22 protein-coding genes and 1 riboswitch are annotated in these 23,113 nt (G+C 69.6%); of the genes, 11 read left to right on the top strand and 11 right to left on the bottom strand.

Going from position 1 to position 23,113, the window contains the following annotated elements; translation table 11 throughout:
• Positions 1-3: 3 nt before the first annotated feature.
• Positions 4-1,884 (bottom strand): molecular chaperone HtpG, encoded by a 1,881-nt coding sequence (gene htpG / locus TSH64_RS26215; protein ID WP_109449551.1) that lies wholly within the window; start codon positions 1,882-1,884, stop codon positions 4-6.
• Between the two features lie 166 nt (positions 1,885-2,050).
• A complete protein-coding gene (locus tag TSH64_RS26210; protein ID WP_109449548.1) occupies positions 2,051-2,695 on the bottom strand; it encodes an MSMEG_1061 family FMN-dependent PPOX-type flavoprotein in 645 nt (214 codons plus the stop codon).
• 113 nt (positions 2,696-2,808) lie between these two features.
• On the opposite strand from TSH64_RS26210, the gene TSH64_RS26205 reads away from it, so the two are divergent.
• The gene (locus TSH64_RS26205; RefSeq protein WP_109449546.1) at positions 2,809-3,519 is read left to right on the top strand and encodes a TetR/AcrR family transcriptional regulator C-terminal domain-containing protein; all 711 of its coding nucleotides are present in this window, start codon (positions 2,809-2,811) and stop codon (positions 3,517-3,519) included.
• A 24-nt stretch (positions 3,520-3,543) separates the two neighbouring features.
• On the opposite strand, the gene TSH64_RS26200 is transcribed toward TSH64_RS26205, so the two are convergent.
• The 6 genes from TSH64_RS26200 to TSH64_RS26175 form a co-directional block, all read right to left on the bottom strand.
• A complete protein-coding gene (locus TSH64_RS26200; protein ID WP_109449544.1) occupies positions 3,544-5,187 on the bottom strand; it encodes a hypothetical protein in 1,644 nt (547 codons plus the stop codon).
• Positions 5,188-5,281: 94 nt separating this feature from the next.
• Complete coding sequence (locus TSH64_RS26195) at positions 5,282-5,950, bottom strand: glutathione S-transferase family protein (protein WP_109449542.1); 669 nt, start codon at positions 5,948-5,950, stop codon at positions 5,282-5,284.
• 114 nt (positions 5,951-6,064) lie between these two features.
• Complete coding sequence (locus TSH64_RS26190; protein WP_109453048.1) at positions 6,065-6,526, bottom strand: GNAT family N-acetyltransferase; 462 nt, start codon at positions 6,524-6,526, stop codon at positions 6,065-6,067.
• A gap of 128 nt (positions 6,527-6,654) precedes the next feature.
• Positions 6,655-7,833, bottom strand: coding sequence for a TAXI family TRAP transporter solute-binding subunit (locus TSH64_RS26185; protein WP_247873155.1), 1,179 nt, complete (start codon positions 7,831-7,833; stop codon positions 6,655-6,657).
• A 193-nt stretch (positions 7,834-8,026) separates the two neighbouring features.
• On the bottom strand, positions 8,027-8,521 hold the full coding sequence (locus TSH64_RS26180; protein ID WP_109449538.1) for a HupE/UreJ family protein: 495 nt from the start codon (positions 8,519-8,521) through the stop codon (positions 8,027-8,029).
• Between the two features lie 119 nt (positions 8,522-8,640).
• Entirely contained in the window at positions 8,641-9,213 is a 573-nt protein-coding gene (locus TSH64_RS26175; RefSeq protein WP_109449536.1) for a hypothetical protein, read from the bottom strand.
• Between the two features lie 189 nt (positions 9,214-9,402).
• On the opposite strand from TSH64_RS26175, the gene TSH64_RS26170 reads away from it, so the two are divergent.
• On the top strand, positions 9,403-10,947 hold the full coding sequence (locus TSH64_RS26170; protein ID WP_247873154.1) for a DNA polymerase Y family protein: 1,545 nt from the start codon (positions 9,403-9,405) through the stop codon (positions 10,945-10,947).
• A 33-nt stretch (positions 10,948-10,980) separates the two neighbouring features.
• On the opposite strand, the gene TSH64_RS26165 is transcribed toward TSH64_RS26170, so the two are convergent.
• The gene (locus TSH64_RS26165; protein WP_158285415.1) at positions 10,981-13,044 is read right to left on the bottom strand and encodes a methyl-accepting chemotaxis protein; all 2,064 of its coding nucleotides are present in this window, start codon (positions 13,042-13,044) and stop codon (positions 10,981-10,983) included.
• A 270-nt stretch (positions 13,045-13,314) separates the two neighbouring features.
• Positions 13,315-13,414, top strand: a riboswitch (TPP riboswitch).
• Here TSH64_RS26165 and thiO point away from each other — a divergent pair.
• The 5 genes from thiO to TSH64_RS26140 all read left to right on the top strand — a co-directional run bounded on the left by thiO (position 13,406) and on the right by TSH64_RS26140 (position 16,826).
• Positions 13,406-14,587, top strand: coding sequence for a glycine oxidase ThiO (gene thiO, locus TSH64_RS26160; RefSeq protein ID WP_109453046.1), 1,182 nt, complete (start codon positions 13,406-13,408; stop codon positions 14,585-14,587). It overlaps the preceding riboswitch by 9 nt.
• Positions 14,584-14,805: a sulfur carrier protein ThiS gene (gene thiS / locus TSH64_RS26155; RefSeq protein ID WP_109449532.1), complete on the top strand. Its 222-nt coding sequence runs from the start codon at positions 14,584-14,586 to the stop codon at positions 14,803-14,805. The genes thiO and thiS overlap by 4 nt, the downstream gene beginning before the upstream one ends.
• Positions 14,806-14,919: 114 nt before the next feature.
• Positions 14,920-15,720 carry a thiazole synthase gene (locus TSH64_RS26150; protein ID WP_109449530.1) on the top strand — a complete coding sequence of 267 codons (801 nt, stop codon included), beginning with the start codon at positions 14,920-14,922 and terminating at the stop codon, positions 15,718-15,720.
• A gap of 168 nt (positions 15,721-15,888) precedes the next feature.
• Positions 15,889-16,332: a PaaI family thioesterase gene (locus tag TSH64_RS26145; RefSeq protein WP_098740586.1), complete on the top strand. Its 444-nt coding sequence runs from the start codon at positions 15,889-15,891 to the stop codon at positions 16,330-16,332.
• Positions 16,333-16,361: 29 nt separating this feature from the next.
• Positions 16,362-16,826 (top strand): hypothetical protein, encoded by a 465-nt coding sequence (locus tag TSH64_RS26140; protein ID WP_199237669.1) that lies wholly within the window; start codon positions 16,362-16,364, stop codon positions 16,824-16,826.
• A 43-nt stretch (positions 16,827-16,869) separates the two neighbouring features.
• On the opposite strand, the gene TSH64_RS26135 is transcribed toward TSH64_RS26140, so the two are convergent.
• Both TSH64_RS26135 and TSH64_RS26130 read right to left on the bottom strand, forming a co-directional pair.
• Positions 16,870-19,041 (bottom strand): hypothetical protein, encoded by a 2,172-nt coding sequence (locus TSH64_RS26135; RefSeq protein ID WP_109449526.1) that lies wholly within the window; start codon positions 19,039-19,041, stop codon positions 16,870-16,872.
• Positions 19,042-19,462: 421 nt separating this feature from the next.
• Positions 19,463-19,648, bottom strand: coding sequence for a hypothetical protein (locus TSH64_RS26130; RefSeq protein ID WP_109052013.1), 186 nt, complete (start codon positions 19,646-19,648; stop codon positions 19,463-19,465).
• A gap of 251 nt (positions 19,649-19,899) precedes the next feature.
• Here TSH64_RS26130 and TSH64_RS26125 point away from each other — a divergent pair, with 251 nt between their 5' ends.
• The 4 genes from TSH64_RS26125 (at position 19,900) to TSH64_RS26110 (ending at position 23,073) form a co-directional block, all read left to right on the top strand.
• A complete protein-coding gene (locus TSH64_RS26125; RefSeq protein WP_042696260.1) occupies positions 19,900-20,613 on the top strand; it encodes a response regulator transcription factor in 714 nt (237 codons plus the stop codon).
• A gap of 102 nt (positions 20,614-20,715) precedes the next feature.
• Complete coding sequence (locus TSH64_RS26120; protein WP_109449524.1) at positions 20,716-21,330, top strand: 2-hydroxychromene-2-carboxylate isomerase; 615 nt, start codon at positions 20,716-20,718, stop codon at positions 21,328-21,330.
• 160 nt (positions 21,331-21,490) lie between these two features.
• A complete protein-coding gene (locus tag TSH64_RS26115) occupies positions 21,491-22,528 on the top strand; it encodes an ion channel (RefSeq protein ID WP_109449522.1) in 1,038 nt (345 codons plus the stop codon).
• 116 nt (positions 22,529-22,644) lie between these two features.
• Positions 22,645-23,073 (top strand): DUF1489 domain-containing protein, encoded by a 429-nt coding sequence (locus TSH64_RS26110; RefSeq protein WP_109449520.1) that lies wholly within the window; start codon positions 22,645-22,647, stop codon positions 23,071-23,073.
• Positions 23,074-23,113 lie beyond the last annotated feature (40 nt).

Below are 23,113 nucleotides of genomic sequence, written 5' to 3'. Positions count from 1 at the left end.
CCCTTACGCCAGCCCCTTCTCCATCGCGCTCGCCAGACGGCGGGCGAAGGCGGCGGGGTCGGGCAGGGGCTCGCCCTCGACGATGCGGGCTTGGTCGAGCAGCAGCCAGGCCGCATCCTCCAGCGCGTCGGTGGCGCCGCTGCCCTTGGCCCGGTCGGCCAGCCGCTTGATCAGGGCGTGCGACGGGTTGATCTCCAGGATGCGCTTGCCGACCTCGCCGTTCAGCTGCTTGTGCTGCTTCAGCAGGCGCTCCAAGTGCATGTCCATGTCGTTGTCGTCGGCCACCAGACAGACGGCGCTGTCGGTCAGGCGTTCGGACTTGCGGACATCCTTCACCGCGTCGGACAGGGTCAGCTTCAGCAGGGCCAGCAGGTCGGTCAGCTCGCCTTCCGGGGTCTTCTCCTCCGGCTTCTCGGTCTCCTCGCCCTTGATCTTGCCGAGATCGGCGCCGCCGCGGGTCACCGACTTGAACGGCTTGCCCTCATAGACGCCGACCGACGGCATCCAGAACTCGTCGACCGGATCGGTCAGCAGCAGGACCTCGACGCCCTTGGCCCTGAAGCCTTCCAGCTGCGGGCTGCGCAGCAGGGTGTCGATGTCGTCGCCGCTGATGGTGAAGATGGCGTCCTGGCCCTCCTTCATGCGGGCGACATACTGCTCCAGCGAGACGAGATCCTCGCCGGCGGTGGTGCGGAAGCGCAGCAGCTTCAGCAGCTCGTCCCGGTGCTCGTAGTCCTCATAGAGGCCTTCCTTCAGCACCGCGCCGAAGTTTTCCCAGAAGCTGTCGTACTCGGCGGCGTTCTCGCTGTCCTTGGCCTTCTTCGACAGCTCCGACAGGACGCGCCGCGTGATGCCGGCCTTGATCTTGGCCAGCATCGGGTTGTGCTGCAGCATCTCGCGGCTGATGTTCAGCGGCAGATCCTCGCTGTCGACCACGCCGCGCAGGAAGCGCAGGTAGGGCGGGATCAGCCCTTCCGCCGCGTCGGTGATGAAGACGCGCTTGACGTACAGCTTCACCCGGTGGGCGCGCTTGGGGTCGAACAGGTCGAAGGGCTTGGTCGAGGGCACATAGAGCAGGTTGGTGTATTCCAGCGCCCCTTCCGCCCGCCAGTGCAGGGTCAGCCACGGATCGTCGAAGGCGTGGCCGACATGGTGGTAGAATTCCTTGTACTGGTCGGCGGTGATCTCCGACTTCGACCGGGTCCACAGTGCCGACGCGCTGTTCAGCGCCTTGGCCTCCTCGCCCTCGCCGAACAGGATCGGAATGGCGATGTGGTCGGAGTATTTGCGGACGATGCCGCCGAGACGGGCCTCGTCGAGATATTCGTCGTCGCCCGCACGCAGGTGCAGGACGATCTGCGTGCCGCGCGGCAGGCCGTCGGCCTCGGCGATGGTGAATTCACCCTTGCCGTCGGACTCCCAGCGCCAGCCGGTGGCCTCGCCGGCCTTGCGGGTCAGCACGGTGACCTTGTCGGCGGCCATGAAGGCGGAATAGAAGCCGACGCCGAACTGGCCGATCAGGTTGACGTCCTTCTTGCCGTCGCCCTTCTCGGCCCCTTCCAGCGACTTCATGAAGGCGGCGGTGCCGGAACGGGCGATGGTGCCGAGATTCTCGACCAGATCGTCGCGGTTCATGCCGATGCCGTTGTCGGCGACGGTCAGGGTCCGCGCGTCCTTGTCGACCAGCAGGCGGACCTTGAGGTTCGGATCGTCGGCCGAGAGTTCCGGCTGGGTCAGCGCCGCATAGCGCAGGCGGTCGCAGGCGTCCGACGCGTTGGAGACCAGCTCGCGCAGGAACACTTCCTTCTCGCTGTAGAGCGAGTGGGCGACGATGTCGAGCAGACGGCTGACCTCGGCTTGAAAACTGAGCCGTTCCTCGGTCATGGGGGCACCTTCGTTGGTTTTGCACGGGTGGGCGTCAAGACGGCGGAGATATGTGAAAGCGTCCCCGCCGTTCAAGAGGCTTGTGCCATGCAACCGCGGGAGGTGTGCGGCGGGGTGTCGCGGTGAAGGGGCCCAAACCGGCGGTCCCGTCTCCGTCCTCCGGCCTTCATTCCATATGCGGCGATTCGCTGTAGAGCTGTTCCGCCAGTCCCTTCCGGTACATCGCGTCGATCTGCTCGACCGACAGGTCCGCCAATCCCGCCTGGTCCTTCACCACCTGGCCGGGAGACGGCATGTCGCGCGGCACCGACCAGGCGTCCGGCTGCCACAGATGCGAGCGGCGCAGCGCCTTGCCGCAATGGAGGAAGGCTTCCCGCACGGACAGGCGGATGGCGGCCTTGGGGGTGCGTCCCTCCTCCCTCAGCCGGTCGAGCAGGGACGGGGCCGTGGTGACGGTGGCGATGCCGTTGACCCGCAGGAAGATGTCCACCCCCGGCACCAGGAACACCAGTCCGCAGCCGCCGTCGGAGGTGAGGATGTTGGTGATCGACGAAAGCTTGTTGTTGCCGGGCCAGTCGGGCAGGGCCAGCGTCTGGCGGTCCTCGGCATGGACGAAGCCCGGACGCCCGCCGCGCGGCGAACAGTCCATCCCGCTTTCCGCCATGGTGGCGACGAAGACCAGCGGGGATTCGGCGACGAAGCGCAGGCAGTGATCGTCCAGAAAGGGAAAGCTCATCTTCACGATGCGCTCGGACGGCATGTCGTAGAGCTGCCTCAGCGCCTCGACCGTGTGGATGCGGTGGGGATCCATGGGCGTTCCTCTGCTGGGCCGCGGAGCGCGGCGACGGGTAAACTAACGTTGTTAGATTTCACCTAACGGCGTTAGTTTGTCAATCCCGGCAGGAAGAGGCGGACTCAAGGGCCATGCGTGTGCAGCGACAGGACATCATTGATGCTGCGATGATTCTGCTCGACGAGGTCGGGATCGAGGGGCTGACGATGCGGCGTCTCGCCGGGGCTCTGCGGATCCAGGCGCCGTCGCTCTATTGGCATTTCGCCGGCAAGCAGGCGCTCCTCGACGCGATGGCCGACGCCCTGCTGGCGGAGATGAGGCTTCCCGCCGATGCCGGCCTGCCCTGGGACGCGTGGTTGCGGGAGATGGCGACGGAGTTCCGCCGTGCCTTGAAGTCCAGGCGCGACGGGGCGCGGGTCTATGCCGGAACCTTCCCGGTCATGGACAATGTTCTGCGCATCAGCGACCGCACCATCGCGACCCTGCGCGCGGCCGGCGCCGACGAGCGAACGGCGGCGCACATGCTGTTCACGATGCTGTATTTCGTGATCGGCTTCACCATCGAGGAACAGGCGACGCTGCCGCCCCCGGGCGGAAAGGGCGAGGGGATCGACCTGAAACGGGTGGCGCAGCAGCTGACGGCGGAGCAGGAGGCACGCTATCCCCACGCCGCCGCCACGGTGAGGCTGCTCATCGCGGACAATGACGACGACGCCCGCTTCCGGTTCGGTCTGGACCGCCTGATCGACGGGTTGAGGGCTGCCGTCCCTGTTCCCGGCTCCAATCCCCAAAAGAAAGCCCCCGATCCGGGGTTGCCGGAATCGGGGGCTTCGCCGGGCTGAAGCTCGGCGTGCCGTCTGCCGGGCTTACTTCTTCTTCGGCTTCTCCGCCGGGGCCGGAGCCGGGGCGGGTTCGCTGCCGCCGGCCAGCAGGGCGGTCATGTCGGCGCCGTTCAGGAGAAGCTGTCCGGCCTCCGTGATGTCGATCTTGTAGGTGCGGGTGTCGGCGCCGGTGTCGTCCTTGCCGGCTTGGCCCAGGGCCTGCACCATCGCCAGACCGGCGAGCAGATCCTGGGTCTCCTTGTCGGGCTTGGCGCCGGGGGCCGGCTGCATCGCCTTCACCGCGGCGTCGATGCCGCGCAGCAGGACGGTGGCGCCGCCGGTGACGCCGAAGGCGGCCTGGGTCGCGACCTTGACCGCGCCGGTGGCGGTGCCGGCCGTCGCCGGGGTGTCGAGGTTCAGCGCGTCGATGCGCAGCTCGGTCCCGGCTTCGCCCATCGCGGCCATCGCCTGCTGCATGACCACGTCCGCCGAGGGCGACGCGGGTGCTGCCGCCTTGGGCTTGGCGCCCTTCTTCGCCGGCGGGGCCTCTTCAGCCTCGGCGGACTTGGCCAGCTCGGTGAAGGCCTTCCACAGGGCGCTGTTCGGCAGCTTGGCGACCGACAGCTTCATCTCGAAGGCGCGCGGGGTGAAGGCGACCGGGGCCGGCGACGGCGTCATGGTGAAGTCGCGCGCCTCGATGCCCATGCTGACGGTGGACATCGCCTGGTCGAGATCGGTCAGGCCGCTGCGGAAGGCGAGATGGCCGAGAGCCACCGCGGTGCCGTCCTCCGGATTGACGAAGGACAGGTTGGACAGGCGCATCGCGCCGCTGATGCCGCCGAACATGCCCTGCAGCTTCGGCAGAAGTTCGGAGCTGGTCGGTGCCACGCCCTTGGCGGCGGTCTGTTCGGACAGCTTCTGCAGCGCGCTGACCTTGGTCAGGTCGACGCGGGTGTAGGTCGCCTCGCTGGTGACGCCGCCGATCTTGAACAGCTCCTTGTTCTTGTCGTCCTGCACCGACAGGCCGCCGAAGGCGAAGGCGGCCGGGCCGCTCCACAGGGTGGAGCCGTTGGTCCCGGTCTCCGGCTTCAGATCCTGCACCATGGTCATGGTGGCGATGGAGACCTTGCCCTTGCCGTTGGCGGCGGTGACCGCCAGGTCGTTGAAGGCGCCGTCGACCGTCAGCAGCGTCTCCAGCGCACCCGACCAGGTGCTGGTGAAGGACTGCTTGCCGATGGTGATGGTGGCGGCATCGACATAGTCGTCGTTGTCGTCGAGATTCTGCACCTTCATGGCGCTGGGCAGCGTGATCGACACGCCGTACTGGCTGTCGTCCTTCGGCGTCACCGCCAGCAGGATGGTGCCGATGTCGAACAGGGTGCCTTCCGCATCCTCGGCCGACAGGCGCGGCAGGGCGACGTCGTAATGGTCGCCGGCCGGCTTGACCGTCGGTTCGCCCTCCCATTCGAAGCCGATGCCCTCGCCATCCTCGGCGGGCGGCGGGAACCAGCGGGGCAGATCCTTCTTCAGCGACGCGGCGAGCGCCTTGGCGCCGGCATCGTCGACGGCCGGTGCCGCCTGGGCAGGCGACCAGCCGGCCACCAGAGCCAGCATGCCGCCGGCGATCAGGGCGGGCCTGAGGGAACGGACCGGCAGGGCCGGAGCGGGCGAAGAAAGGCGGAGACGCATCGAGCAACTACTCCCAACTACGATTTAGGGAGCACGTTAATCTTGATACGCTCGGCCGGTCCATGCCCCTCTTGGGCGAAATCCAAACAGGATATTAAAAATCCAGGTCGGCATAGTGCTTGGGCGGTGGGCAGCCGGTGATGTTGTCGGCCAGCAGCGCGCGGAAGCTGGGGCGCGACTTGATCCGGGCGTACCAGTCCTTGGCCTCCGGGCTGCGGTCCCATGGCACGTTGTCGATATAGTCGAGGCAGGACAGCTGCACCGCGGCGGCGATGTCCGCCAGGGTGAAGGACGACCCGGCCAGCCAGGGCCGGCGCTCCGACAGGAAGGCGATGTAGTCGAGATGGTAGGTGACGTTGGCCAGCCCGGCGCGAATCGCCGGCGCGAAGGGGTGGCCCTGGCCGGACAGCCGCTTGATCAGCTTTTCGCCGACGAGGTTTTCCGCCACCTCGCGCTCGAACTTGTGGAGGAACCAGTCGGCGACCCGCCGCACCTCGGCCCGCGCCGCGATCTCGCGCGGCAGCAGGGGGGTGTCGGGATAGGCCTCCTCCAGATATTCGATGACGGCGAGGCCGCCGGCGACAACCGTCCCGTCCTCCTCCACCAGCACCGGAACCTCGGCGGCCGGGTTCAGCTTCAGGAAGTCGGTCCGCCGTTCCCACGGCCTTTCGACCACGGGTTCAAAGGGCAGGCCCTTCTCGGCGAGCATCACGCGCGCTGTGCGCGACAGGGCGTGGATCGGGTGGTGGTACAGGGTTCGCATGGCGGCGGGACTTTACCGCAACGCGGCAAGCGAAAACAGCCCGCGCATCCGAGCCAAATCGTCTCGTTGGAGGAAGTTCCGCGGGGCAAGCGGGAAGGCGGGGGGAGCGGCCATCTACCCCGCCCGCGACAGGCGGTAGAGCACCAGCGCGTCAGGCTGGTTCGACGCTTCGCCGACCGGCATCCAGCCGTTGCGCTCGTAGAAGGCGCGGGCGTCGGCGTTGCGGGCGGCGCAGGCCAGTTCGGCCGGGCCGGCGGCGCCCTGCAGCAGTCCCAGCGCCTCGCGCAGCAGGGCCGATCCGATGCCGCGCTTGCGCCAGCCGGGGTCGATGAACAGGTTGTGGATGATGCCGGCCTTTGGATCGAGCGAGACGAAGCCGACCACCGTCCCGTCCGTCTCGGCCACCAGCACCGAATCCTCGCGGACGCAGTCGTAGTAATCGTCCAGCCCGAACCGGTCGGCGGGCTGCCAGGAGAAGGCCTGGCGGCGGCCGTGCAGGAAGATCTCGGCACAGCGGGCGGAGTCGGCGTCGCGGGCGGAACGGATCGCAATGCGCACCCCTTCGCCGGCCGTCATGCCTGTCTCCTTCCGTCCGTTGCGCCCGATCGCGCGGATCAACCGGATGCCGGTCAGACTATTCCACCGGCGGGGCGTGCGGAAACGGTCCTTTCGTCCTGTCCGGCCAGCGGGCGATCAACAGGCGGTCAGCGCTGCGGCTTGTCTTCGCCGCTTTTCCCGGTGGTGCCCTTGTCGGCAGGAGGCTTGCCGTTCGCCGCCTTGTCCCCGGCGGCGGAGGGAGAGTCGGTCGCGCTGTCCGGCGCGCGCGCCGGCTCGTTGGCGGCGTTGCCGAGCAGGCCGGCCTCGCGGTAAAAGCGCTCCGCCCCCGGATGCAGGGGAACCGAAACGTTGGCGACCGCGCGGGCGGGATCGAAATTGCGGCCCTGCGGATGCCCGTCGGCCAGGACGCGGCGGGTGTTCTCGTGCCACAGCGCGCGGACGACGCCATAGATCAGGTCGGGGTCGCGGTCGGCGCGGGTCAGCAGCTCCGCCCCCAGGCTCAGCGTCGGGGTGGGGGCGCTGCCGGGATAGGCGTTGGCCGGGATTTCCTGCTCGATGTAGAAGCGCTGGCCGCGAAGCAGCCGGTCGGCCGGCTCGCCGTCCAGCGGCACCAGACGGATCGGCACCCGCGCCGCCACGTCGCTGACCGCCGCCACCGGATAGCCGCCGACCATGAAGAAGCCGTCCAACTCGCCCTTCGCCAGCCGGTCTGCCGCGGTGCCGGGCTTCAGGTAGAGCGGCGTGATCGTGCTTTCCGACAATCCGTAGGCGTCCAGGATCAGCCGCGCCTCGACCAGAGTGCCGGAGCCCTCCTCGCCGACAGAGATGCTGCGGCCCTTCAGGTCGGCCATGCGGTCGATGAAGCCGTCGGAGCGGACGACGATCTGGATCGCCTCCGCATAGAGCATGCCGAGCGAGCGCAGCTCGGTGAAGGGGCGCTTGCCGGTGAAGCTGCCGGTGCCGCTGTAGGCCCAATAGGCGACGTCGGCCTGGGCGAACCCCGCCTCCACCGTGCCCGCCCGCAGCATCTCGACATTGTCGACCGAGCCGTTGCTGGCCTGCGCCACCACGATCAGGCCGGGGATGCCGCAGCTTCCGCCCTTGTCGCAGGGGCGCGAGCCCGGCGGGTTGGAGATGGCGTTGGCGATCAGCCCGCCGATCGGGAAATAGGTGCCGGAGGTGGTGCCGGTGCCGATGCGGAAATAGCGCAGATCCTGGGCGGCGGCCGGATTTCCAAGCAATCCGCCGCCCGGCAACGGGGCCAGGGCCACGCCTCCCATCAGCCCGCCCAGCAGATGGCGGCGGGTCAGGCCGAGGTGAGTCAAGGGAGCCGCATCGGGATGCGGCCCAGCTCCCGGAGAGCGGAGCCCCGGTGAGGGTGGGCAGGCTTTGGCGGCTGCGCGGGACACCGGATCGTTCCGTTCGTCTGGCCCGTGCCTCCCAAGCGGGACGGGCGGGGAGGGGAGGTCGTGCTTTCAAAGATTTCTGCGCAACCCGGTCATTTCAAGGCGCATCCGGTCAAATCACGCCGACGAGGTCGAGAACGCCGGCGACTGCTACCGCACCGCCACACAAACGCACGGCCCGGTCCGACTCGGCCTGCGTCACCGCAATCGACAGACCCAGCCCGCCGCAGGCGACCAGCATCAACCCTGACGCGAAACCGGCCCAGTAGAGCGGAGGTCCCTGATGTGCATGGCCGTGGAACACCGCGGCGACCGCGGCGATCAGCACCGCCACCACCGCCGGCGCGCGCACCCCCAGCGCCACCAGCGACCCGACCACCACCAGCGAGGCGGCCAGTCCCGGCGCGGCATAGGGCAGCCGCACGCCCATCTGGGCGGCGAAACCCGCCGCCAGCGCGGCGGTCACCGCGGCGGCCGGCACCTGCCACACCGCGGTGCCGCCGGACTGCCCGGCCCACAGGCCGATGCCGAGGATGCCCAGCAGATGCTGCAGCACCCACACCGGCGTGGTCAGCCCGTTGCCGAAGGCCCCCGTCACCGTCGTCATACGCCCGCATCCCCCCGTCCGTTCAGCTGTCCGTCCAGCTCCAGCTGCCGGTATGGCGGCTGAGCGGGGGCGGGGTCAAGCCGTCAGGACCGGCGCTGCCGGGGCGCGCAGGGTGGCCGTTACCGTGCCAGCGGGTCGCCGAACTGGCGCAGGTCGTTCTCGCGCCGCATCAGGTCGCGCTGGCCCAGCGGGTCGAGCCGGCCCATGGCGTCGTCGGTCCGCATGCGGTCGACCTCCGGCCGGATCAGGTCGCGCTTGAAGGCGTCGGTGGCGCTCTGGGACGAGGGCGGGGGCGGCACCGGGATCGGGCGCGGCGGCTGGGGCAGGGCGGCCGGGTCGGGCGGCGGCGACGAACTGCCGCGGCGGCGTTTCGGCGGCGGCTGGTCGGTGCCGTCCGGGTCGCGGCGCATCTGCCGGTCGTCGCTCTGGCTGTCGCTGGTTTTGCGGGACTGTGCCGTGGCGGCGGACCTGGAGCCGGTCCGCGACTGCTCCGCCCCCTGTTCCGCCTGGATCTGGCTCCAGGTTCTTCGCTCGCCCCCGCCAGGAACGACCGTCTGGTTGTAGACGGGTGGAAAGGCCTGGGCGCGGCCGGGATTGTCGTCGCGCAGGTCCGTCGGCGCGCAGGCGCTTGTCGCCAGCAGGAGAAGGAGCGGCGTCAGTCGAATGGCGAGCGATGGGAGAGGTGGGGTCATTGATGGAATGTCGGCATTGCTGATCGTTTCGGCAAGATGACCCCAAAGGAGGGACTCCCCTTGCAGCCAAGCCGGCGCTAAGATGTTCTTTGTTTGTTCCTTATTGTCGGGTTTCTTATGACGCATCCCCCTCCCCACCCGCCCTTGTCCCCCTCTCCCCCCCGGGGAGAGGATCGGGGGGAGAGGGGATTGTTCCGCCGGGCGGAGAGACCCAAGCGCCGTATCCTTGCCCTGTGGCTGCCGCGCCTGCCGACCGACGCGCGGGAACGGCTCATGCCGCCGGAGTTGCGCGCACGCCCCTTCGTCCTGCTGCGGACGGAGCGCCAGCGGCGGGTGGTGGTCGCGGTCAACCGGGCGGCGGCGATGCTGGGCATCGCTCCCGGCCATACCCTCAGCGATGCCCGTGCGCTGGAACCGGCGCTGGAGGTGGCGGAGGCGACGCCGGAGGCCGATGCGGCCCTGCTCGGCCGCGTCGCCGACTGGGCGCGGCGCTACAGCCCCTGGACCGCGGCGGACGAGCCGGACGGGGTGGTGATCGACATCACCGGCTGCGCCCATCTCTTTGAGGGCGAGCCGGCGCTGGCCGCCGACCTGACCGGGCGGCTGCGCACCGCCGGCTTCGCCGCCCGCGCCGCCATCGCCGATACCCCGGCCGCCGCCTGGGGGCTGGTGCGGTTCGGCAGTCCGGAGCAGCGGCGTCGTGAGGCGTTGGATGGTCTGCCGCTCGCCGCCCTGCGGCTGCCGGCGGAGATTGTGGAGGGGCTGCACGCGCTGGGCCTGCGCCGGATCGGCGACCTGCATGCCATGCCGCGGGCGGGGCTGGCGGCGCGGTTCGGAGCCAGGTTGATGCAACGGTACGATCAGGCCTTCGGCCGGCTGGACGAGCCGATCTCCCCGCGCCGGCCGGTGCCGGACCATCGCGAGCGCCTGACCTTCGCCGAGCCGATCGCCACGCCCGAATCGATTGCCGGGGCGCTGCGCCATCTGCTGGGGAGGCTGTGCAAGGGGCTGGAGGCGGCAGGGCAGGGGGCGCGCCGGCTGCGGCTGGACGCCCACCGCACCGACCAGCGGGTGGACGACGACCCGCAGAGCCTGACGCTCGGCACCAGCCGCCCAGCGCGCGACCCAGCGGTGCTTGCCCGGCTGTTCGCCCCTCTGCTGGAACGGATCGAGCCGGGGCCGGGGCTGGAAACCCTGGTGCTGTCGGCGACGGAGACGGGACCGCTGTCCGCCGTCCAGACCGCAATCGACGGGGAGGAGGGCGGTGAGGAAGGCAATGACGACAAGTTGGCCGAGCTGGTCGACCGGCTGGCGCTGCGGCTGGGGGAACGGGCGGTGCTGCGGCTGGTGCCGCGGGAAAGCTGGCTGCCGGAGCGCTGCGTGGCGCCGCATCCGCCGATGGAGCGCCTGCCGGCGCCGAAGCCTTGGCCGGCCGGGCAGGTGCGCCCCTTGCGCCTGCTGACCCCGCCCGAGCCGGTGGAGGCCACCGCCCCGCTGCCCGACGACCCGCCGCTGCTGTTTGTCTGGCGCGGCGTGCCACACCGTGTGCGCCGGGCCGAGGGGCCGGAGCGGATCGAATGCGAATGGTGGCGCGGGCAAGGATCGCTGGGACTGGCGGTGCGCGATTACTACCGGGTCGAGGATGACGGCGGCCGGCGCTTCTGGCTGTTCCGCGCCGGTCTGTACCGGCCCGACGAGCCCCCGCGTTGGTTCCTGCACGGGTTCTTGGGGTGAGGCGCCGGGACGCCGCCCGCTCACCCCGCCCGCTCACCCCGCCCGGTCGAGCTGCTTCAGGAAGGCGATGTAGCGGTTGATGTCCTCCATGCGCCGGGCATGGTCGTTCATGTCGGACAGGCGGTCTTCGATGGCCTTCTGGGCGCCCTCCACCTCGTCGATCACCGCATGGATGTCGGTCTGCAACTCCTGCGAGGCGGTGGCGGCTTCGTCCATGCGGGCGCTGGTGTCGTCGAGCTGGCCGCCGACGGAGCGGACGGAGGTCACCACCTGGTCGATGGCGCGGCGGGTGTCGGCCAGCGTCTGCTTGGTGTCGTTGGCCAGCTTGCGCACTTCGGCCGCCACCACGGCGAAGCCCTTGCCCGCCTCGCCGGCGCGGGCGGCCTCGATGGTGGCGTTCAGCGCCAGCAGGTTGGTCTGGCTGGCGATGCCGTCGATCACCGCCAGCACCTTCTCGATGCTCTTCACCACGGTGGACAGCTGGTTGAATTCGCGGACCAGCGCCTCCTTGCGGTCGGCGTGGCCGTCGAACAGGGTGGCGTGGCGGTTCAGCGTCGCCTCGATCGCCGACATCGAGCCGCCGATGCGCGCGGCATAGCTGGCGGTCTCCTGCACGCCGCCGGTCAGCGTCACCAGCGCGTCGAGATAGCTGTGCATCCGCTCGATCACGCTGTTGCGGATGCGGCTCAGCAGCTCCAGCCGGTTGTAGCGGGTGGCGATGAAATAGCTCTGGAACCGGGCGTAATGCACCGGGAAACGGTCGACCATGTCGTCGCTGAACGCGGCGCCGGGCGGCACCTCGAAGAACATCAGCGCGGACAGGGTCTGGTTGATGTTGATGCCCAGCAGCTCGCCGAAGGTGGAGAAGCCGGCGGCGGCCAGCCCGTCGAAGGCATGGACCCGCGACAGCTGGTCGGGGTTGTTCAGCCGGCGCAGGATGCAGTCGTTCAGGATGGCGCCGAGGGGGCGCGGCTTGTTGCGCAGATAGGCCGAGAGGTCGTCCTGGGTCTGGCGGACGAAATCGGTCGCCTCCACCAGGCACAGCGAATCGCCGGGGTTGACGTCGCAGTAGAAGGCGACCTCCCCCTTTTCGAAATCGAAGCCGGAGATGGAGCGGACGAACAGCTCCCCCTCCATCTCGATGGCAAAGGTGTTCTTCGCCAGCTTGCCCGGCAGCTCCTGCGGCTTGCAGCGCAGGGATTTGGCGAGCGCGTCGATGAAGCCGACGACCTCGAAGCCGTCGCGGTCGATCACGCTGCGCACGATGCGGCGCATCGGGTCGGCGTCGACCACGGCGAAGCGGGTCTGGGTCGGCCGGAAATTCTGCGACTTGAAGATGCCGTAGCGGATGCCGGGCGCCATCTTCAGGAAGACCGTCACCGCCGCGTTCTCCAGCACGCGCTGGCCGTCGAACAGATGGGTGTTGCGGAAGTCGAGCTTGCCGCCGGCCGAGCCGCCGATGAACAGGCAGGGGAAATGGCCGGAGCGGTAGACCGCCTCCATGAACCAGCTTTCGCTGGCCGACAGCCCGTCGATGAATGTCAGCGCCACCGTGTCATGGCTGTCGACCGGGAAGGGGACGCGGATGCGGTCGAGTTCGCCGCGGATCGCCTCCACCCTGGCCGGCACGTCGCGGGTCGCTCGGCCGCCGCGCAGGTCGTCGCAATGCAGCGGGACCGACTGGATGCTGACCCCGGCAAGCAGGCGCGGGCTGAAGGATTGCAGCACCACGCTGTCCCAGTGGTCGCCGGCCTTGCGGTAGAGCGGCTGGCCCTCGGCCGCGCACAGCTCGCCCGCGCTGGAGACCAGCACCAGCTGGGTCGCCGCCGGCAGGGCGGAGCGGACCGCCCGCGCGGTGGCGGCGAAATCGACATGCGGCGACACGAAGCCGACGACCAGCGCCGGTGCCCCGGCGGCGAAAGTCAGCCCCTCCAGCGCCGCGGCACCGATCCGCTCCGCCGGCAGGCACAGGCTGCGGATCGGCTGTTCCGCCGGTCCGGCGGCGTGCGCTGCCGCTTCGGGCCCGCCAGCCGGGGTGCCCGCCGGAGTGCCGGAAACGGGGGCGGTCGGAGAGTCCGAGCGGAAGAAAGACAGCATGCTGGCGAATCCTCGGTCGTCTTCGTTGTTCATTCCGCGCACCGGCGGCGCCCGTTTGCGGCTGTGAGTGCCCGGGTATGGCTCATTGTGCCGACATTTTAGCTGCCGCTCGGTAACGCTTCCTGTCGGGGGGACTCCGTATCCGGCTGCGGCCTGTTGCCGCATCCATCGTCAGGTTGGGCGGCGAGCCGATACGGCGGGCCGGGGTTGGCAAGACCGGACGCCGGTCGATTCCGCTTGTGGGGCCAGCGGAAGATTGGCATAAGGCAATCCATAGGCCTGGGGTGCCGTGCGGTGGTCGCGCGGCTGAGAACACACCCATCGAACCTGTCTGGGTAATTCCAGCGAAGGGAGCCGCCGCATGATCCATGCGCCAGAATCACATTCTTTTTCCGTTTCTGAATCCGGACTCCGTCCCTCCATTGCCATCGTCGGCGCCGGCTGCATCGGCCTCGCCATCGCCTGGAGGCTGGCGTCGGCCGGCTGCCGCGTCGATGTCTTCGAGCGGGGGGAGGCCGGGCGCGGCGCCACCCATGCCGCCGGCGGGATGCTGGCCGCCTGCGTCGAAACCGAGCCGGGCGAGGAGGGGCTGCTGCCGCTGACCCGCGCGTCGCAGGCCCTGTGGCCGGACTTCGCCCGCGCTCTCGAGGCGGCGAGCGGCATGGCCGTCGATTTGCGCAGCGAAGGCACGATGGTCATCGCGCTGACCGCCGACGATGCCGCGAAGGTCCGCTTCCTGCACGGTTTCCAGCGCGATCTTGGATTGCCGGTGGAGTGGCTGAGCGGGGCCGAGGTGCGGCGGCGCGAGCCCTTCCTGCAACCGGGTGTCGCCGGTGCCCTGTTCTGTGCCGGCGACCATCAGGTCGACAACCGCAAGGTCGCGGCCGCCCTGCGCCGCGCCGCCGTGGCTGCCGGCGCCCGCCTGCACGAGCAATGCGGCGAGGTGGCGCTGGCGGTGGAGGGCGGCCGCGCCGTGGGGGTGCGGGTTGCCGAAACGCTGCATCGGGCCGACCGGGTGGTGCTGGCCGCCGGGGCGTGGTCGGCCGGCGTGCCTGGGCTGCCGCCCGCCGCGAAGCCGCCGGTGCGTCCGGTGAAGGGGCAGATGGTCTGCCTGCGCATGGACCCCCGTCTGCCGCTGCTGCGCCATGTGGTGTGGACGCCCGGCACCTACCTGATCCCGCGGCTGGACGGCCGGCTGCTGATCGGCGCCACGACGGAGGAGCGAGGCTTCGACGACCGTCTGACCGCCGGCGGGCAGTTCGCCCTGCTGGAGGGGGCGTGGCGGGCGCTGCCGGGCATCGCCGAACTGCCCATCGAGGAAGCCTGGGCGGGTTTCCGTCCCGGCAGCCGCGACGATGCGCCGATCCTGGGCGAGAGCGGCATTCCCGGCCTGATCCATGCCACCGGCCACCACCGCAACGGCATCCTGCTGACCCCGGTGACCGCCGACGGCATCGCCCGCCTGGTGCTGACCGGCGAGACCGACCCGATGCTGCGCCCCTTCGCCGCCGACCGCTTCGTTGCCGCGGGAGCCGCCGCATGACCGCCGTTTCACGTGAAGCCATCCGCGTCAACGGCCGCGAAGAGCCGCTGTCCGCCGCCTCCGTCGCCGAGTTCCTGGCCGGGCATGGCATCGCCGCCGGAACGCTCGGCGTCGCGGTCGCCCTGAACGGCGCCGTGGTCCCACGGCGGCGCTGGCCCGAGACCCTGCTCCAGCCCGGCGACAGCCTGGAAATCGTCCGCCCGATCCAGGGCGGCTGACCCTGAATTTCCCTCTCCCGCGACCAGCCCGGGAAGGATCCCCTCTCCCCCCCGGGGAGAGGGGGGTATCCCCGGACCGCTTGCGCGGGAGGGCCTTATCAAAAGGCTCCCCCCATGTCCCAACCCGACACCCTCACCATCGCCGGGCGCAGCCTCGGCTCACGGCTGTTCCTCGGCACCGCCGGCTATCCGAACCAGCAGGTGATGCTCGACGCGCTGGCGGCCAGCTGCAGCGAACTGGTCACGCTGGCGATCCGCCGCATCAGCCTGGACGGCTATTCGGAAAGCCTCGTCGACGTGCTGGCCCGCGCCACCGCCGGGCGGCCGACCGGGCCGGTCGGGCTGCTGCCCAACACCGCCGGCTGCATGACCGCCAAGGAAGCCGTGCTCACCGCCCAGCTGTCGCGCGAGGCGCTGGACACCCCCTGGATCAAGCTCGAGGTCATCGGCGACCGCGACCTGCTCTATCCCGACGTGGAGGAACTGCTGCGTGCGACCGAGGAGCTGGTGAATGACGGCTTCGTCGTGCTGCCCTACTGCAACGACGACCCCGTCACCTGCCGCAAGCTGGCCGACCTGGGGGCCGCGGCGGTGATGCCGTTGGGGGCCTTCATCGGCTCCGGCATGGGCATCCGCAACCCGCACGCCATCGAGACGATCTGCGCCCGCAGCCCGGTGCCGGTGGTGCTGGATGCCGGCATCGGCACCGCCTCCGACGCGGCGCTGGCGATGGAGCTCGGCTGTGCCGCCGTCCTGCTGAACACCGCGGTGTCGAAGGCGCGCGACCCGGTGCGGATGGCTGCGGCGATGCGCGATGCGGTCAATGCCGGCCGCGCCGCCCATCTGGCCGGCCGCATGCCGATGCGCGCCCATGCCGAACCGTCCAGCCCGCAGATGGGCCTGATCGGCGGCTGACGGCGGTCGGTCATAGGCCGCCGGGGCGGCCAGGGTGGGCAAGGTGGTGGGCAAGGTGACGCGCACTCCGTTCGGCCGCTTGATCCTGCGGGGCGGCTGACGCAGGCTGTGGCGCACCGCCTCCTTTGGCACTCCCCCCTTGGCACCCCTCTGCCGGAGACCCTTGCCTTGCCCGCCACCTTTGAACCCCGCACTCCCGACTGGAAGGCGCGCTGTTTCGCGTCCTTTGAACAGCAGCCGATCTGCAAGACGCTCGGCATCGAACTGGCGGCGATGGAGCCGGGTTTCTGCGAGATGCGTCTGCCCTTCCGTGCCGACCTGACGCAGCAGCACGGCTTCTTCCATGCCGGCATGGTCAGCACGCTGGCCGACAATGCCGGCGGCTATGCGGCCCTGAGCCTGATGCCGGCCGGGGCGGAAGTGCTGGCGGTGGAGTTCAAGATCAACCTGATGTCGCCGGCCAAGGGCGACGTCATGATCGCCCGCGCCCGCGTGGTGAAGCCGGGCCGCACCCTGGTCATCACCCAGGTCGAGGTGTCGATGCTGGACGGCGGTGTCGAGAAGGACTGCGCCCTGATGCAGCAGACCACCTTCTGCGTGATGCCGAAATGACGTTTCAACCGGTTCGAAAGGGCTTTTCGATGCTGTCTGCCCATCTGTTGTCCGTGCCCGCCGCCCTGCTGCTGGCCGGCGGTGTCGCCGTGCTCGCCGCCGCCCCGGCCGAGGCCAAGGACCCGCCCTCCTGCGCCGCCATCTCCTTCCGCTCGCTGCCCGGCGGCGCGCCGGACGGCGAACAGGATGCCGGCCTCTACAAGTCGCGCTTCGGCAAGATCGAGGTGAAGGCCGACGTCAAGGGCGGGCAGGCCACCAGCTATTACATGGTGCTGAACGGCAAGAAGGTGGACGGCCCGGCCAACCCGCCGAAGATGTCGGAAGCCTGCCTGAAGTCCAAGCACGTCAAGGTCCCGGTCGCCAAGCAGGCCCAGGGCACCTGCACCGGCAGCCGCTTCCGCGTCGTCGTCGACCGCTCCAGCGGCAAGCCGGTCGCCGCCTTCTTCGGCCTGCAGGGCGAGGATTGGGCCTATTGCAGCGCGACGACGCTGTAAGGACAAAAGCGCGAAAGGGGGGCGGAACCCCGCCCCCCTCCTCTCAGATCGCCAGGGCCTTCACCCGTTCGCGCAGCACCTGTCGGGCCTTCTCCGCCTCCGCGCGGGCGGTGGTCAGGTCGCGAGCCAGGCCGTCCAGGCGATTCTCCGCCTCTCCCATCTTGGCCAGCGTGCGCTTGTGCAGGTCGCTGCCCGCCGGCAGCGCCTTCAGGTTCTCGCGCAGCCGGTCCTGGTCGGCGATGCGCTCGGTCCGCTCGTCCTCCAATTCGGCGATGCGGCGCTCCTTCTCGGCGACGGCCGACCGCAGGCCGGCCAGTGTCGTCAGCGCCTGACGCACCTCCGGCGGCAGTTCGGGGGCGGAGGCGCGGGCGGCGATCTGGTCGGCGCTCAGATCGGTCAGCACGATCCGCTCCTGCCGCGGCCGTTCCAAGGTCGCGGTCAGCGTCACCGTCTTGCCGGCCGGCACCGCCAGGGGCAGGCGGTAGGCGCCGGCTGTCGCCTCCGGCTTGCCGTTTGCCGGCTCGGCGAGATCCCAGCCGGGACGGCGCGGATGCTCGATCACCACGCTGCGGTCGGCGTCCGGGGCGCCCGCCACCGTGTAGGTGGTGCTCTGCCGGTCGGTGACCGACAGGGTCAGCACGCCGTCGGCAAGGGTGGCGCGGGACAGCCGGCGGCTCGGCTTCTCCTCGCGGTCGATGGTCACCGCCTGGTCGACGGCGAAGGACAGCAGGCGGCTGTCGCCCGCCGGCAGGGTCGCCATGCGCGCGTCGCCGACATAGGCGCTGGTCTCCATCCCGGCGCCGCCGGTCCGGTCATAGAAGGTCAGCAGACCCGGCGGCAGGGCGGTGTCGCCGTCGTTGCGCAGCCGCAGCGACGCCAGCGGGTGGCGGGCATCGGTGCCCGGCTGGTAGAGCGCAACCCGCTCCACCGGCAGGCTGCGGACGGCGATCGGCATCATCAGCGTCCCGCCGTTCGGCACGCTGACCGGCTGCGGGTAATGGAACAGCACCTGGGCGCCTTCCGCGGCACCGGCATCGGCACCGCGCACCGCAGCCATCGCCGGTGTCCCGGCGGCGCTGCCGTAGGGCGCCACCTTCGCCAGCGGCTCTTCCATCGGGGCCGGTGCGGGGGGCGGGGGAGCGGCCATCGCTGCGGCGGGCGGCGCTGCGGCACGCGAGAGTTCGGACTGCGGCCGCATCGCCGGATGGGCGTCGTTCAGCGTCACCGTGCCCTCGTCCGCCGTGGGCAGCACCCGGCCCAGCACCTCCACCGGCACCTCCGGCCGCTCGACGAAGTAGGGGGTGTAGAGCGCTTGGCGCAGGGTGACCGGATTGCCCGATACCACCGTCAGATCGACGCCCTTCCAATCCTCGCCGCTGAGATTCTCCAGCACCGCCCAGCCCTGCAGGGCGCCGCTGCCCTCCTTCGCCGCCCCGGTCTGCGGCTGTCCGCTCTGTTGCTGCCCGGTCTGCGTCATGCTGAGCCGGTAGGTCGCCTTCCACAGCGGCGTCTCCGCGACATAGCCGACCCGGACCCGCCGCTCGCCGGCGGCCTGCCCATCCTGCGGCGCCCCTTGCGGCGCCCGGCTGTGCACGGTCAGCTGCCGCCGCTCGCGCCGGGCATTGTCCGCCACCGCCGACAGCGCCCGGTCGATCTGGGCCTGCACCGCCGGATCGGTGAAGCGCAGGGCATCGGCCTCCTCCAGCACCAGCTGGCGCAGGCCGTCTGCGGTCATCAGCGTCACCCGGTGGCGGGTGGCGGTGGCGCCGTCGCTGCCCGGCAGCCGCACCGTCTCCTCAGTCACCGACATCAGCCGGCCGGTCAACTGGCGGGAGCCGCCGGACGTCACCTCCGCCCCGCGCATCGCGTTCAGCAGAGCGGCGGGCGAGGTGAGGTCGCCCGCCGAGAAGGGCAGTTCGCGGAAGGCGGTGTCCAGCGGTTCGGCGCCGGGCAGGCCGATGGTGCCGACTCCGCCCTTGTCGTCATAGACGACGATGCTTTTCAGCACGTCGTCGACCTGATCGCGCCGCACCTCCAGCGACAGGTCGGCATCGCCGCTGACCGTCGCCTCATATTCGAAATAGCCGACGCCGCCGGTGGACAGCAGAACCCGCGTCAGCGCCAGTTGCCCGCCGGTTGGTCCGTCCGCCGCGGCCCAGGCGGCCGGGGCCGCCATCAGCAGGGCGGTGGAGGCGAGAAGGATGGCACGGGTCATGATTGTCTCTCCGGTTCTGTTGCTCCCGACCGTCGGCATAAGCGCGAATTCGGGCGGGATTAGGGAGAGCGTTGCCGGAGGCGGCAGGTAAGGCCGCAAGGGTGGGGCCCGAGCGTCAGGGTGCCGCCGTCAGGGCGCCGCTGTCAGCCAGCGTTCCATCATCGTGCGCCACAGCGGTGCGCCGTTATGGGTCGCAACCTGCACCGGGTTCGGCGTGCAGCCCTGGTGGTGGCTGCAGCGCTCCGCCACCGGACGGCGGTTGCCCTCGGCGGGCAGGCGCCTCGCGGTCCTATGGTGAGCCGGGGAGTGGGCCGGGGCATGCGATGCGGTGCGCTGGTGCGGCATCGGCAGTGCCGGGACGGTGCAGCCGGACATGATCGTGGCCTTGTCTCTATCTTTCAGCGGCCTGTCGTCCGGCCCGTCAGCCCGGCCGTCCGACCGAGCGTGCCGAGTCGAGATGGCGCCTTGCCTCCCCCAGCAGCAGCCGGTGCTGCGCCAGCGTTTCGCGGATCGGGCCATGCTGCCCATAGACCCGCACCTCGTTCAGCAGGCGGTCGGCGCGGTCGAGCAGCGCCAGGCGTTCCAGGCAATGATCGATGTTCGACATGGCGGTGCAGTCCCCCATCACGGCATTGGTCCGTCGCCCCTTGGCGGGCGACCGTCCCTGTTCGATGGTCTGGATTTAAACCGCAACGTGTTTCTGGTTAATGTCCGCGCAAGGGTACTTTTATGTCGCTGGTGCGGCAGGGGGTTTCAACCAACTCACGCGGTGGGCGAAAGAGCCGCGGCTGTTACGGGGTTGTAACGCATTGCGTGGCGCTCGCGCGTGAGATAAGAAGGTTTGGGGAGGTAACAGGCATGCATATTCTCGCGGTCGACGACGACGAGCCGATTCGGGAGCTTTTGGCCTCATATCTGGCGGGAGAGGGGTACCGGGTCACGACGGCGCAGGATACCGCATCGGCCCGGCAGGCCCTGGATGGCGAGCCTGTCGATCTCGTGGTCTGCGACCTGCGGCTTCCCGACGGCGACGGTCTGGGGCTTGTCCGCCAGATCCGCACCGAATCGCAGATCCCCGTCATCATCCTGTCCTCCAAGGATCAGGATGTCGACCGCATCGTCGGGCTGGAGCTGGGCGCCGACGATTACCTGACCAAGCCCTTCAACCCGCGCGAACTGCTGGCCCGCATCAAGGCGGTGCTGCGCCGCGTCTCCAACGACGCCCGCCCGGCCCGCAGCCCGGAAGAACTGCGCGCCGTCGTGCAGTTCGCCAACTGGGAACTCGACCTCACCGCCCAGCGCCTGCGCGGCCAGGAGGGGCGCGAGGTGGAGCTGACCAAGGCGGAGTTCGGCCTGCTCGCCGCCTTCGTCAAGCGGCCGCAGCGGGTGCTGACCCGCGACCAGCTGCTCGACCTCACCCGGGTCGACGGGGCGGAGGTGTTCGACCGCTCCATCGACGTGCTTATCCTCCGCCTGCGCCGCAAGATCGAGGCGAACCCGAAGGAACCCCGCATCATCAAGACCGAGCGTGGTGCCGGCTACGTCTTCGACGCCAAGGTCCGCACCGTCTGAGGGCCTGCCGATCCCTGTCCGTGGCTCCCCCGGACGCCACCCTGGACGCCTTCCCACGCCCGCGTTAGCCTTTCCTGAAAACCTGTCGGAGAGGAAACGCGCGTGCCTGATCCCATCGATTTCTATTTCGACTTCGGCTCCCCCTACGGTTACTTCGCCAGCCTGCGCATCGACGAGCTGGCGGCGAAGCACGGCCGCACCGTCACTTGGCACCCGGTCCTGCTCGGCGCCATCTTCAAGGTGACGGGGATGAAGCCGAACCTGGAGCAGCCCCTGCGCGGCGAGTATCTGACCCAGGATGTCGGACGCATCGCCCGCCTGACCGGCGCGCCCTTCACCTTCCCCGATTCGGCCCCGGCCAATGGCGTCGCCGCCTCGCGCGCCTTCTACTGGCTGGCCGACGAGCATCCGGAGCAGGCCAAGCTGCTGGCCCGCGCCATCTATCATGCCCATTTCGGCGAGGGGCAGGACATCGGCCCGGCCGACACGGTGGCGGAGATCGCGGCGAAGACACTGGGCAGCCTCGGCATCGACCGCGCCGCGGTGACCGCCGCCATCCAGGATCCGGCGGTCAAGGACCGGCTCCGCAGCGAGGTCGACGATGCGGTGGAGCGCGGCGTCTTCGGCTCGCCCTTCTTCATCGTCGATGGCGAACCCTTCTGGGGCTGGGACCGGCTCGACATGGTCGACCGCTGGCTCGCCACCGGCGGCTGGTAAGGGCGGCTGGCAAGGACGTCGGGTAAAGCCGGGCCTCCGCATCGTCATCCGGGGCCGGAAAGTGCTGACGGTCGGGGCCGGCAAACCGCTATAACCATGGGCTAAGACTTTCGGTTGGGCGCCGGCCGCGGTGCCTGCTCTCGTTTCGGTTTACCGCCCCATGGATCAGATCGTTCCCGACCGCCGTCCCCGGACCTCCAGCCCGCCCCCGGCAGTCCCGCCCGGCGGTTCGCACGGGAATCATGGCGGCGGGCATGGGGGTGGGCATGGCGGCCGGGGGGCGTCGAAGTCCTGGCTGGGCGGGGCGCTGCTGACGGCTCTGCTGCTCGGCCTGATCGCCCTGTCGATCCGGTCGGTGTCGGGCGACCTGACCTTCGTCCTGCTGGGATCGGTCGGGCTGGTGGTCGGCGCCTTCCACTACCTGTTTCCGGGGAGCCAGTTCTTCACCCTGGCTTTGACCAACTTCATCGGCGTCTATGCCTGCATCTTCGTCTTTTTCGCCGAAAGCAACTTCCACAACATCAGCCCGCTGATCCAGGCGATTGCCTTCGTCCTGCCGCTGGTCGCCTTCCTCGGCGGCGCCTGGTGGCGGGCGGAGGACATCCGGCGGATCGTGATGTCGCGGCGTCTGCGCGAGGGTGGCCATTTCGACCGCGTCTTCCTGTGGATGGCGCCGGTCTGGGGCATCGGCGCCCTGACCTTCCTGGTGCCCGAACAGGACATGGACACCCAGGCCATCGGTGCCATCTTCCTGCTGGCCATGTCGGCCATCGCCGTCATCGTCGCCCTGGTGTCGCGCGACATCGCCATCTTCCTGCTCGATGCGGGCCTGCTGTTCGAAGGCTTCTTCCAGCAATCGGCCCGTCTGGTCCTGCCGGCCTTCGCCTTCCTGACCTTCTATTCGCTCTGCATCATCCTGTTCGGCGCCATCTACACCATCATGGACCGCTTCATGGCGGAGCCGAACTTCGTGATCGAGGGCGTCAGGCGCGACATCACCTTCGCCGAGGGGATCTATTTCTCCATCGTGACCTTCGCCACCGTCGGCTACGGCGACATCCACCCGGTGTCCGGGGTGGTTCGTCTGGTCTGCGGCATCGAGATCGTCATGGGCGTGCTGCTTCTGCTGTTCGGCTTCAGCGCCATCATCGGCCATGCCCGGCCGATCAACCGGTCGGACCGCAACGATCCGCTCTGAGGACAGATCCGTTCCGCGCTCCAGACTGCGGGACAATCCGGCATAACGCACTATGTCAGGAGGCGCGCTATGCTGGGCGCGGTTCCGTCCCTCCTGTCAGAGACCATGCAGTCCCCATGCCTCTCCATCTGATCAAGCTCGCCGTCGGCGTCCGTGACCTCGACCATCTGGCTGAGCTTCAGGACCGCCGTGCCGTAACCGCCGGTGGCCAGACCCGCATCCCCGTCTACACCCGCCGCCTGCCCAAGCGCGGCGACGAGCTGCTGGCCGGCGGATCGATCTATTGGGTGATCAAGGGCAGCGTTTTGGTGCGCCAGCCCATCCTTGCCATCGACACCGATACCGACGAGGAGGGGGAGAGCTATTGCACCCTGCACATCGCCGCCGACCGGGTGCAGACGGTGCCGACCGCACATCGACCGTTCCAGGGCTGGCGCTATCTGACCGCAGACGCCGCCCCCCAGGATCTTTCCGCCGCCGGCGGGGCAGGGGACGAACTGCCGGCCGACATGGCGGCGGAGCTGCGTGAACTCGGGCTGCTCTGAGGAAAACATCCGTCGGTTCAGCGAACATAAAAAGCAGAAG

The sequence above is a fragment of the Azospirillum sp. TSH64 genome, assembly GCF_003116035.1.
Classification (GTDB): Bacteria; Pseudomonadota; Alphaproteobacteria; order Azospirillales; family Azospirillaceae; genus Azospirillum.
The sequence above is the reverse complement of the archived record's forward strand: the minus strand, read 5'-3'. Positions and strand labels throughout refer to the sequence as shown.